The 11,689-nt window shown below is 39.8% G+C and carries 11 protein-coding genes; all 11 read left to right on the top strand.

Going from position 1 to position 11,689, the window contains the following annotated elements; translation table 11 throughout:
• A partial coding sequence (locus Q0K96_RS14255) for a helix-turn-helix transcriptional regulator (protein ID WP_297334653.1) occupies window positions 1–759 on the top strand: 759 nt, incomplete at its 5' end.
• A gap of 160 nt (window positions 760–919) precedes the next feature.
• The gene (locus tag Q0K96_RS14250) at window positions 920–1,195 is read left to right on the top strand and encodes a hypothetical protein (protein WP_297334652.1); all 276 of its coding nucleotides are present in this window, start codon (window positions 920–922) and stop codon (window positions 1,193–1,195) included.
• Between the two features lie 255 nt (window positions 1,196–1,450).
• A complete protein-coding gene (locus tag Q0K96_RS14245) occupies window positions 1,451–2,482 on the top strand; it encodes a Clp protease ClpP (RefSeq protein WP_297334651.1) in 1,032 nt (343 codons plus the stop codon).
• Entirely contained in the window at window positions 2,482–3,540 is a 1,059-nt protein-coding gene (locus tag Q0K96_RS14240) for a hypothetical protein (protein ID WP_297334650.1), read from the top strand. Before Q0K96_RS14245 ends, Q0K96_RS14240 begins: the two co-directional genes overlap by 1 nt.
• A 77-nt stretch (window positions 3,541–3,617) precedes the next feature.
• Window positions 3,618–4,217, top strand: a complete 600-nt coding sequence (locus Q0K96_RS14235; protein ID WP_297334649.1) for a hypothetical protein — start codon at window positions 3,618–3,620, stop codon at window positions 4,215–4,217.
• Window positions 4,218–4,225: 8 nt separating this feature from the next.
• Window positions 4,226–4,672 (top strand): hypothetical protein, encoded by a 447-nt coding sequence (locus Q0K96_RS14230; protein ID WP_297334648.1) that lies wholly within the window; start codon window positions 4,226–4,228, stop codon window positions 4,670–4,672.
• Window positions 4,669–5,826: a hypothetical protein gene (locus Q0K96_RS14225; RefSeq protein ID WP_297334647.1), complete on the top strand. Its 1,158-nt coding sequence runs from the start codon at window positions 4,669–4,671 to the stop codon at window positions 5,824–5,826. Before Q0K96_RS14230 ends, Q0K96_RS14225 begins: the two co-directional genes overlap by 4 nt.
• Window positions 5,798–6,304, top strand: coding sequence for a hypothetical protein (locus Q0K96_RS14220; RefSeq protein WP_297334646.1), 507 nt, complete (start codon window positions 5,798–5,800; stop codon window positions 6,302–6,304). Before Q0K96_RS14225 ends, Q0K96_RS14220 begins: the two co-directional genes overlap by 29 nt.
• Window positions 6,305–6,310: 6 nt before the next feature.
• Entirely contained in the window at window positions 6,311–9,034 is a 2,724-nt protein-coding gene (locus Q0K96_RS14215) for a hypothetical protein (RefSeq protein WP_297334645.1), read from the top strand.
• Between the two features lie 23 nt (window positions 9,035–9,057).
• Window positions 9,058–10,407, top strand: a complete 1,350-nt coding sequence (locus Q0K96_RS14210; RefSeq protein WP_297334644.1) for a hypothetical protein — start codon at window positions 9,058–9,060, stop codon at window positions 10,405–10,407.
• A partial coding sequence (locus Q0K96_RS14205) for a hypothetical protein (protein ID WP_297334643.1) occupies window positions 10,407–11,689 on the top strand: 1,283 nt, incomplete at its 3' end. The genes Q0K96_RS14210 and Q0K96_RS14205, both read left to right, overlap by 1 nt.

The raw sequence follows: 11,689 nt of genomic DNA, 5'->3' as shown, positions 1-11,689 counted from the left end.
GAGACAGTATTTAAAGTGTTGATTATGGATAGTTTGGAAATAAAAAAGCGTCGTGAGTTACTAGGGCTTACACAAAAAGAACTTGCTGATTTAGTGGGTGCAAGCCGTGAAACTATAATCAATTATGAGAAGGGACGCCCGATACCACGCTCTAAAAGTGAAATATTAAACAAAGTATTGCTTCAGGAAAGCATTGAGGATAAAAATGTTACACTTGAGCAGGTAAAAGCCAAAAATGAAGCTTTCGAAAATAAAAACGGCAACAAATTCATAGAACTACCTAACGGACAGTACTATATGCTAATGCCGCTTGCAGAATTTAACGTTCAGGCAGGGTTTTTGGGGAATTATCAGGATGCCGACTTTTTAATGGATTTGGGCCAGCACGGCATTTTGGTAGACAGGCCCTACCAGGGGCGCTATGTTGCCTTTAGGGTTAACGGCGACAGTATGGACGATGGCAGCAGCAACGCCATAGCCCGCAACAGCATTGTTACAACCCGCGAGCTGCAACGCCACCACTGGGCAGACAAGCTCCGTTACCGCGACTTTCCTTATTGGGTTATTTATACCACGCAAAGCAAGATGCCCCTGCTGAAAGAGATAATTGAGCACAACACTGAAGAGGGGTACATAGTTTGCCATTCATTAAATGACAGCCCGGAGTTTACCGACTTTAAATTATCATTGAATGATGTAAAGGCACTATTTTATGTTATAGATGTAAACAAAAGTATAAGTAAAAAGGTAAGTTACTAATTTTAAATTATTTGCGACTTAAATCATTTCAAGAAAATGATATTAAGTGCTTTTTGCATGAATAACTTTACTAAATTTAGGTTTAATTTCATAAAAGCTATTCTTACATATTTATTTTATTTAGCTCCTTAAATTACTTAACAGCTACGGGGGTTTACATATGAATTATAAGAAGTTTGAAAATGAGTTGGGTGCAGCCTGCAGGCAGGTGCAATCAGATTTTTTGAAACGTTTTAAACAAGGAGTATATATATCGGCAGGAGGGGCTAACCTCGAAAATTTTATAAACGATTTACAGCAGGAGTACGAAAAAGTCGCTGCTAATTTTATTAAGGAAAACGGGCTCGAGAATGATATCGCAGCGCGTAAAAAAGTACTGGCACTTGCAAAACAACATGCCAAAAAATGCATAGAAGAGTTCAGCAAGATCCAGTAAAACTTATTCAAAAAGAGATATTGCTTTTAAAGGTTTGATTTTTAAACAACTCTATACTACTGAAAATACAGTTTCAGTAAAATATCCTTTTCATGTTATAATTTTGTAACCGGAAATAAGCAATAAGCCAAACACAAGATTTAACAGCCGCAATCAGTACAAGGTAAAGAGACATTTACCGTTCAGCTAAGCTGGTCATCAATCTGTTTTGGTTATTGCAATCCTTCCTGATATTTCAATCATTCATTACCCGGAATGACAGGAAACATTTATATCTCCGGCCAGATAGGCTCTTTTGATGGTGTTACCGGTATTGGGCTTGCAGATGTTATTGCACAGGTAAAAAGACAGCCCGGCGCAACGGCTTATAATGTGCATATAAACAGCGAGGGCGGCCTGGTAGATGTAGGTTTCGACATTTACAATTACCTCAAATCGCTAAAAAAGCCTTTAAGCACTATTGGCAGTGGCATAGTGGCCAGCATTGCAACCGTAATTTTTATGGCCGGGCAAAAAAGGCAGCTACGCCCCAACACTCCTTTTATGATTCACCTGCCCTGGGGCGGCTCTATGGGCACTGCCGATGAGCTCGAAAAATTTGCCGGGCAGCTAAGGCAGGTAGAGCAAAAAATGGTGGGCTTCTATAAAAAAGCACTGGGCATAGAAGAGCAGGCCATACTGCCACTGCTTAAAAACGAAACCTGGCTAACACCAAAACAACTGCACGGGTTAGGCTTTACCACTACACTACAGCCCGTTAAGGCTTGCGCAAAAGCATTCATTAATCCAAATTTTACTATGAAAGGAACTTTTACCGAAAAAGACAGGCACTGGATGGAGAGCCTGTTTACCAAAGTGCTGGGCCGCTTTAATAACGCCCGCATTTTTAACAAAGTGGTACAGGATGCAACAGGTGCCGAAATTGATTTTACCGAATTGCCTGATGACGGACTTATTGAGGTTGGCGCAACAGCTACGGTAGATGGCATGCCTGCCGAAGGAGAGTACCTGCTGCCCGACGGCACAACCTATGTGTTTGAAGCCGGTGAGCTTACTGAAATTATTGAGCCCGAAGCCGGAGCCGCAGAAGAAGCTGCAGCCCTGCGTGCCGAAAACAAAGCACTTAAACGCCAGCTAAACCATATTAAAAGCGAAGTAATGGCACTTAAAAAACAGGTAGGCAGCCGTTATAACGTAGAGGGCAAAAAAGCGGCAATAAGAAAAGCGGCACAGGCCGACAGGCTTAACGGCATGAAACAGTATTTGCATAATAAAAACAGGAAGTAATGGGGCTTATTAACGCTGATGCTTTAACACTGAATGCCCGCGAGGCCGAAACGGTAAGCGAGGTTATTTTTGAAAGGGTTTTTAATGACAGCGACCTTGCCGAATATCATGAAATTGAAACGGGCATAGACGTAAAAACCCAGATAGCTTTTGCCGAAAGGCTTGGTTTACTCGGAAAAAAATCAGAAGGCTGCTCGCCCAATGAAGCGGATGGCTTTGCCATGACAGAAAAATTCTGGACGCCCGTAATGGAAGATTTTCGCCTTAAGCATTGCCAGAACGATATGCCAGCACTGCTAAAGCTGTTCCGTAAAAGCCAGCGCATTAACCCTGACTTTTTTGATATGGTAGGCACGCAGGAACTTGGTGTAATCATTTCGGCGGTAGAAACTGCCCTGCTCGAAAACATCCACCGCAAGGTGTGGTTTAATGATACGGCTGCGGCAACGGTAGCAAACAGCGGTGTGTTTACCAACGGTACCGATCTGGATTACTTCAACTCGTTTAATGGCTTGTTCAAGCAGATATTCGCAGAAGTGCCAACAACGGCGGCCAACTATGTAGCAATAGAAGCCAATGTCGGTACAGGCTATGCCACACAGGTACTTGAAGAAGATGCGGCACTGGCTATTTTTGAGCAAATGGTTACAAAGGCCGATGAAAGGCTGGTTTCGGCAGATGATGCCTTTATACTTGCATCACGCTCACTTGCAGATAATTACCGTGCTACATTACGTAATAAAAACCTGGGTTCAGGTTTCCTTGAAGTAGTAGAAGAAGGACGCCCTAAGCTGTACTTTGACGGTATAGAGGTTAAAGTGCGTTATGACTGGGACAGGTATATAAAAACCTATCAGGATAACGGCACAAAGCACCACCTGCCGCACCGCGCCGTGCTTACCACAAAAAGCAACATACCTGTAGGCACACTTAGCGAAGACGACCTTACCAAGCTTGATGTGTTTTATGACAAGGTATCTAAACAAAACATTATGGATGCCGCCTATACTATAGATGCCAAGCACCTGGAAAGCTATATGACTGTAGCCGCTTACTAAGCCTGCCCAAAACAGCAAACAAAAATCTAATTAAAACCAAAAGCATCAATATTTGAAACTTTTAATCTCAAAACAACATGCCAGTAGATTGTACCGGAAACCTTACAGCAGATATTCTTTTTGATTGTGCCAACGCCCCGATTGGCGGTATAGAGCAAAACGTAGTGCTCATTAATAAAGATGATATAGATTTAAGTGCAACCACCGTAGATGCCACCAACCGCATACTGGTTACCAACCTGCAGCTTAAGCCAGGCAAAACCGGCTACCTGCTTACAGGTGTTAAGCAGGCTAACGGCAAGGCATGGGAGCTTGTTAAAAAAGAAAACGCGCCCGATAAGTTTAAGCACACCTTTAGCGGGGTGATATTTAACCCGAGCGCAGCAAACAAGCAGCAGGCCGACAGCCTTAGCAAAGGGGCTAAATATATAGCCGTTATAGAGCAGATGTGGAAGGGAGCGGACAGCGAAGAAGCGTTTGAAGTGCTGGGCCTTAACTCGGGGCTGGAGCTGATGACCATGACCAACAACTCTAAAGAGAATGACAACATGATCATGTTCGAACTTGCTTCTGCCGACGGTTTCGAGGAGACCACGATGCCTAAAACACTGCTTGATGTAGATTATGCAGCAACCAAAACAGCTTTCAGCAACAAGTTTGCCCAGGCTGAAGCCTAATCCGCTTTATGGATTTTACTAAAATGGATATCAGCACCGTCGCCCACGGCAAAAGGGGCGACGGTGTGCGGTATCTCCGGCTTTTTTTGCAGGAGTATACCTCTTTGTTCAACCAGAAGGTTAACCCCGGTTGCCCTAAATGTTTAACCCAATACCTCAACAGGTATAAAAACCACTTTAAGGAAATGGATAAAAAACCACAATACAGGCTTCATGCCAAATACGAAAATATTCCGCTTGATTTTGGCTCTCCCATACTGGTTAACAACGCTAATATAACGCCTGAATATGCCCAAAAGCTGCTGCAAAAAAACGGCAGCAGGTATTTTGCTTACATCCCAACCCAAGAGGAGCTTTTACAGGCCGATGAAGTGCAGAAACTAAACAGTATACCGGGAAAAGAACCCGGACTGGACGATGATGATGCTTTGGATAACGAAAGTAACACGCCATGAAAACCCTGCTGATAGATGTCTGGAAGCGCCTTACCCCTTGGAGCAAAAGCGCTGATGTTTATGCAAATGACACAGATAACGCCTACCCCGAAAGGATGGACAGGCTGATAAACAACAGTGTTACAGCAAAATCGGCAGCGGCAATTATGGTGCAGTACCTGATTGGCAAAGGATTTGGCGCTGATAGTGATAATCTTATTATTAATAAGCCGAAAAACCTGAAGCTGATAGATTTTGCAGACGATATTGCAGATGACCTGGTAAAGCAGCGCGGTGTGTTTATACACATAAACTGGAACGCCCTGTATAAAATAGCCGATTTCAGCGTGATTCCATACGAATGGTGCCGCATAGGCCGCACTGATAGTAATGATTATGCAGGTAAAGTTGCCGTTTGCAAAGACTGGCTAAAACCTAAAAGAAGCGATATACAATTAATAGATGTGTTTAATCCGCGCAAAAAAGTAATAGATGCACAGGTAGAAAAAGCCGGTGGTTGGGAGCATTATAAGGGTCAGGTATTGTTTATTAATATGGATACTAAGCTACTGTACCCTCTGTCACGCATTGACAGCGTGGCAGACGACTGCGACAGCGAGGCACAGGCAGCAGTATATAAAAACAGGCTGCTGCGCAAGGGCTTTTTCGGCAATACGCTGGTGGTAACAAGGCCGTTGGTGGGCGAAGGGCTGGAACCCGGCAGCCATGCATTGCAGGAAGCGGAAAGCGAGCGCGAAAAATTCCAACAGGCACTTAAAGACAGCCTGGGTGCCGAGAATACAGGCGGTGTGTTATGCCTTGAAATGGATTTTGCAGGAGAAAAACTGGACGATGCCATACTTGTTAAGCAGATAGAAAGCAAAATAGACGACAAGCTGTTCAACTATACCGAAACCAGCGTCAGGGAAAACATACTGGTAGCTTTTAATAACCTGCCTGCAGGGCTCATCAAAACAAACGAACCTTCGCTGTTCGGCAACTCGGGCGAGGCAATACGCGAAATGAAGCGCACCTATTGGGAAAACACCACCAAAGAGCGCAACCTGTTAACAACAGTACTTAACCAGCTCCTGCAGCAAAGCCAGGACTACCCAAGCCTGAAAGTTGAACCACTAAAGCTTATAGATGATGCAGCCACTGATTACACGGAATGATATTGCCCGCTACAGGCAGATATCTAGAACGCCGAATGATGCCAAGCTAAACGAAATGATACTGGATGCCCAGCTTTTGGATTTACAGCCTTTGCTGGGAGAGCATCTTTTAAACAAACTGTTAGCATCCCCTGAAGATTATACAGAACTGCTGGACGGGTGCGTGTATGAAAAAGACGGCATAAGCTACACCAGCTACGGTGTAAAAATGGTTCTGGCCTATTACACCTATGCCCGCTATATGATGTTCGGCTCGGTTACAGATACTCCCTACTCCGTTGTAGAAAAACTTAACAGCGAAAGCCGCCCGGCAGAGGCATCTTCTAAAAAGAGCATTTATCAAAACAACCGAGATGCGGCAAACAAGCTGTGGCAAAGCGTGCATAACTGGCTGCTTCGCACCAGTAATGAAGATTATAAAAAAAGCTGTAATGCGCCTGCGGCGCATGGCAGTATACGATTTACAAAAATAGGTTAGCGCCAGATGATCATTATAAACAACTTAAACGAAAGCAGGTTTACCCTTAACGGTGTACAGTATTTTAAAAATTACCTAACACGTGTGGCAGGCAGCAACCTTTCTATATACAACGCTTATAATACCTGCGATGTACTGGTGCCATTTTCTTCCCACGAAAGGTTTCAGGTAAACGGGAGCCTATTTGAAGCTGTTGAGGAACTGCAGGCGGCGTTGGTAGGAATATGCTATACACGAAACACCCTTAATGAAGGCTCTCCGGCAGACCAGAACAATATCGGGCGTGTACTAAGCTTTGGGGAGTTGCTCCCGCAAAACGGGCTTTATATAACCCGTGAAGAGGCTTCAGCAAAAATAAACAGCCTCGCAGAACCGGTAACTATCAGTGCGAAAGACTCACCCGTAAACTTTACCTTTACACGCGAAGGAAAAATGTACGGCTTTGAGTTTTTAGGAGGTAAAGGCGTATGGGGAAGTGCGAGCGGCTCTGAAGTATTCCCGCACCAGTTTTTGCTCAAAACATTATACGATATTACCCCGGAAGATATTACCCGCGAAACTTCAGGGGCCAGCATAATATCTTTAGGCGAAATACCGGACGGAAATTTTCTTGCCGCCGCAAACAGCTCACAAAGGGATTTTAGTAATTCCGGCATGGCGGATGAGAATGGCACGATTAAATCCTACTATTTTACATACACGAATGACAGTGTACTTAATTTTGTACAGTTTGTAGGCGAAGCGGGTGTCTATAACGGCAATATTACTCCAGATGACCTTGTGAGCAGCACCAATAGTAAAGCAAGCCCAATTATTGATTATGAAAGCGTGTTGCAATACGGCAAAGTAGCTGTATCACCCGCCAGGCATCAGGACAGGCTAACCGGTATGATCACCGAATTTAACGGCAGCGGCTTTCAAAGTATAAAAAATGAGGCAGCACAAACTTTTAAAATTGCCGACCCAACAGGTAACCATGAAGTTGTTTTTCCACCGGCAAACCAAAATGATAGTATTGTATATGCCTCACAATTGCAAAATGAGGTAAATAATTATTTGCCACTTGCAGGTACTGCAGATGGAAACCCAATAACCGGGAATATTGCACTAACCGGGATAAATACTGTGAAAATTATATCTACTACTTTAGATAATCAGGAAAGAAGTATTAATTTTTTTGATGATGCTTTCACGATACTAGTAAAAGATAATGTTTCAGGTGGTTTTAGCCAATTATCTCCTGTAAACGGTGGAATAATTATAAGTTCAACATTTGAAAATCCAAGAGGGCTAATAGGAGAACAGGACTTTACATTCAATATAGGGGATCTTGATTATACTCAAAAAAAATATGTTGATGAATTAGTAAGCACTAACATACCACTGGCAGGCACAGAAACAGGAAATCCTGTAACCGGAGATATTGTAATGGATGCTACAAATACAATTGGTTTAAAAGCAAATGTAGCCGGAGAAATAACTTTTGACAATACACAAGGCATAGCTATATCGAGTGATGAAGGAATTAAAATTGATTCCAGAGCAGGTGGACTTATAATTTCAGGTACTTCTACAACAATTGAAAATAGCCCTTTAGGCTATGCTGAAGATTTATCTTCAAATTATAACGAGCGTTCTTTAGTTGATAAAGCATATGTAGATAATATTGCAGCAAATATTACATTTCAGGAAGTACTTGAGGCAGGAAGTGAGGCAGTTCTTATATCTTCACCAGTAACCATACAAACAGATAATGGGATAAATGCAAAGGGGAGTATCGGACTTAATAATTCAGGTGTAAGTATAGGTGGCCAAAGCGGGGGTGTCAGCATATCTGGAGGAAGTAATGGACTTGTTTTAAATCAGTTAAATAGTATAAGTGCAGGAAATACTGCAGATATAATAGTAACCGCGGCAAATGGCGGAATTAAGTATAGTAACAATCCTATCGAAGGATATACTAACCGATCTCTCGTAGATAAAGAATATGTAGATAATCTTGTAACTTCGGGAACAGGTTTTGGTTTTTGGAATAATACTGAAATTTCATGGCTTGAAGGAAGTTCTGAAGAAATATTACTTGCAGATGGTACATTAGCTAATATATGTGAAACAGTCAGGTCTCAACAAATAGGAGAAAACACAGGATCTGACACAACTGTTATTGCTACAACCTCATTACAATCGGCTGTCTGGTCTTTACAGGAGCAACTTAATACAGCTAATTCTTATATTGAGGAACTCGAAAATAAAACTACACAAATTTTATTTAATAAGGCATACAGTAATATACAGTTAACCGGAAATACTTCAGAAACAATTCTTACATCTGTATTAATAAATGCAGGCACGCTTCAGGAAGGCGTGCTGCAAATAGCTGCATTATTTGAGAAAACAGGCAGCGCAGGAAATGCCTATCATCGGATATATGTAAACACCGTTGATAGCCTTACGGGTGCTGTTCGAATTGCTTCACTTAATTCTACCAGTAATGCGCGTCCTTTTACTGCATTTTGCAGAGATTTTTTGTTACGCAATAACACTATTTATGGTTTTCCGGAATTAACATCAAGCTTCGACGGTGTTACAGATAGTGTAGGCACTCCATTAAATGCTGCTCTCAATATCAGTCAAAACATTTATATTATAATTGCAGGAGTACTCCAAAACACAGATGATACTTTACACCAAAAGTCCCTAAAAATAACTTTCGAGAAATTTACTGCTTAGATTTATATAGTTTAAAAAAATTTATGATAATTATTAATTCTGTAAACGATACCCGCTTTTCACTTAATGGTATAGAATACCTTAAAAATTACATATCGCAAGTACATGGTCAATCTGTAGAAATATATAATTGTTATGAACGAAATGATATATTGCTTGAGCAAACAAAATATAATAACATAATATTAAACGGACAGGTATATAATTCAGCAGCAGGCTTACATGCGGCACTTCAATCCGCTTTATTTACACGAAGCACATTAACTTCAGGGTCTTCAGATTTTAATCAGGATAATAAAGGCAGGTCTATATATATCGGGACAATAACAGAACCGTATTCTATTTACACTATTTTAAATAAAATAAACAGCAGAAGAACTGTTATTGAGGCAACCGATACACCTGTAATTTTTTGGGGTGATAGGTTAATTAATGGTATCCCTACAGAGCGGGTTAACTATTTATGGATGGGAGGTAAAGGTGTAATTGGAACCGAAGGAAGTCCTGCAAATCTATCACAGCTTTACCTTCTGCCACCCTCAAGCATAAATAATAGTGATATTGAAGAAATAGATAATAGTATTATTATTGATTTGGGTGAAGTTGCTAACGGAATATATATTGATTTTATAAATGCTGAAACCAGGGAACTTAGCCAAGCTGATAAAAAATACTATTTTAGTTATACTAATAACGGAAATCTTTATTTTGTAATTTTCAAAGGTATTCCCGGCATCTATAACGGAAACCTTACCATTTCGGACTTTACTGCCACACCTACCAATACTGAGATAATAGCCCCTGGCCTGAATGACGTTCTAAAATCATCTTTTCAGGCTAATGACAAGAGAATAGGTCTTTTTGAAAATGAAGGAGAAGAGGGAGAAACTTATCTTGAGCTTAGTGCGAACGGATATTCGTATAGAAAAAATGATTATGAGGTAAGCGTTCTGTTTTCAGCACCTGTAACCGAAACTAATGTTGCAGCTTCAATCACAGTGCCTGCTGTAAAAGAAAATGACAGCTTTGCGCTGAGAAGCGATACAAAAAAACAGCAGTTAAAGGTAATTGACAATTTCATTATAAATAATCTTTATACTATAACTGCAGACGACTTTGGTAAGACTCTTATATATAGCGGAGTAGATAATATTGATATGTTGCTTGGTACTGATATACTTTATGAAAACGGGTACACACTTCATTTTTTACAAGCTGGGGCAGGCACAATTAAATTTGTAACGAATGGATTTATACTTCATCACGCCGCTGATGAGCTGCCGGAAACGTATGGTTTTTATTCTATGGCTGCTTTAACTATACTGGATGAGTTTTCTGTTATGGTATTTGGTAAATTAAAATTAGCAGATTAATGTATGTTGTATTACCAAAAACATCAAAGCCAAAAGAAGATACTGTTTGGAACGGTACTTTATGGAGTAATGGTATGCCTAATGCATACAAAAATGCTGTGCTAACTGCAAACTATAGCACAACTTTGGGGAGCTTTAGCTGTAATAATTTAACCTTAACAGATAATACTGAATTAACTGTAATAGAAAACACTTATGTAAAAGTGATTAAAGATTTAAACCAATCTTTAAACTCTTTAATCACTGTAAAAAATTTGGGAAATTTTATATTACTTGACAACAAAAATCTTCACGAAACAGCAAGAGTATCGGTTGAACGTATTCATTATAACCTTCAAAGACTTGATTATATTTATTTCTCATCACCAATATCAGGTATAATTTTAAAATCTGTATCTCCATTAACATTAAATAATAGGTTCTATGCTTTAAATGAACTAAGTAATATTTATACCATTTTAGATCCAACTAATGAAATAGTTCCAAAAGGTAAGGGTTATTCAATACGTACACCTAATAACTTTACAAATACACCAACAAACTTTATCATTAAAATTGATAATACTCTCTCTGGAACTTTAAATTCTGGTATAAATAAAATTGACATATCTAATCATGGATCTGGATTTAATTTAACAGGCAATATATACTTATCATCTATATCAGCCTCTAAATTTTTATACTTAAATAAAAATCAAATTGAGTCAAAACTTTTTGTTTGGGATGAGCGTACAAATGGAAGTCAAGGTTCAGTATATAAAATGTTCAATCTTATAACAAATAATTACAATAACAATTTTTTAATTTTACCTACGCAAGGTTTTGCAATTTTATGCAAAATCCCAAACACTATAAGCCAATTATGTTTTACGCCTGATATGCAGCTTATATATCCAAACTATTCTGATGCAGACAGGTTTCATATAAATCTAAAGCAGCAGAACGTTAATTTCCCTATTGGAAGTATATGTTATGATTTGGAGATATTTCCTGAAAACTTTAGTAATATTGAACAATTACAAGGCACAACCATATCAATCTTTAAGAATGATAAAAATTATCTGATATACAGAGAAAAATCAGTCCTTTCTTCAGTTGTACTACATATAAATGTCAATATCGCAGCTAACTATTATCTTTATTTACGAGACTTTTCAGGACTATTTTCAAACAATTACAATATATTACTTACTGATACTTTACAAAATACAACCCACAATCTTAAAACTGCTGATTATCATTTCTTTTCTGAGGCGGGCACATTTACCGATCGCTTTATACT

It is taken from the genome of Flavobacterium sp. (genome assembly GCF_024305175.1).
Lineage (GTDB): Bacteria > Bacteroidota > Bacteroidia > Flavobacteriales > Flavobacteriaceae > Flavobacterium.
Note: the sequence above shows the minus strand (reverse complement) of the source record. Positions and strands in the feature narration are given on the sequence as shown.

What these genes read in the sequence shown, in the direction of transcription:
- Q0K96_RS14250 (WP_297334652.1), top strand. Translation starts at nt 920, where the DNA reads ATGAATTATAAGAAGTTTGAAAATGAGTTGGGTGCAGCCTGCAGGCAG.
- Q0K96_RS14245 (WP_297334651.1), top strand. Translation starts at nt 1,451, where the DNA reads ATGACAGGAAACATTTATATCTCCGGCCAGATAGGCTCTTTTGATGGT.
- Q0K96_RS14240 (WP_297334650.1), top strand. Translation starts at nt 2,482, where the DNA reads ATGGGGCTTATTAACGCTGATGCTTTAACACTGAATGCCCGCGAGGCC.
- Q0K96_RS14235 (WP_297334649.1), top strand. Translation starts at nt 3,618, where the DNA reads ATGCCAGTAGATTGTACCGGAAACCTTACAGCAGATATTCTTTTTGAT.
- Q0K96_RS14230 (WP_297334648.1), top strand. Translation starts at nt 4,226, where the DNA reads ATGGATTTTACTAAAATGGATATCAGCACCGTCGCCCACGGCAAAAGG.
- Q0K96_RS14225 (WP_297334647.1), top strand. Translation starts at nt 4,669, where the DNA reads ATGAAAACCCTGCTGATAGATGTCTGGAAGCGCCTTACCCCTTGGAGC.
- Q0K96_RS14220 (WP_297334646.1), top strand. Translation starts at nt 5,798, where the DNA reads ATGATGCAGCCACTGATTACACGGAATGATATTGCCCGCTACAGGCAG.
- Q0K96_RS14215 (WP_297334645.1), top strand. Translation starts at nt 6,311, where the DNA reads ATGATCATTATAAACAACTTAAACGAAAGCAGGTTTACCCTTAACGGT.
- Q0K96_RS14210 (WP_297334644.1), top strand. Translation starts at nt 9,058, where the DNA reads ATGATAATTATTAATTCTGTAAACGATACCCGCTTTTCACTTAATGGT.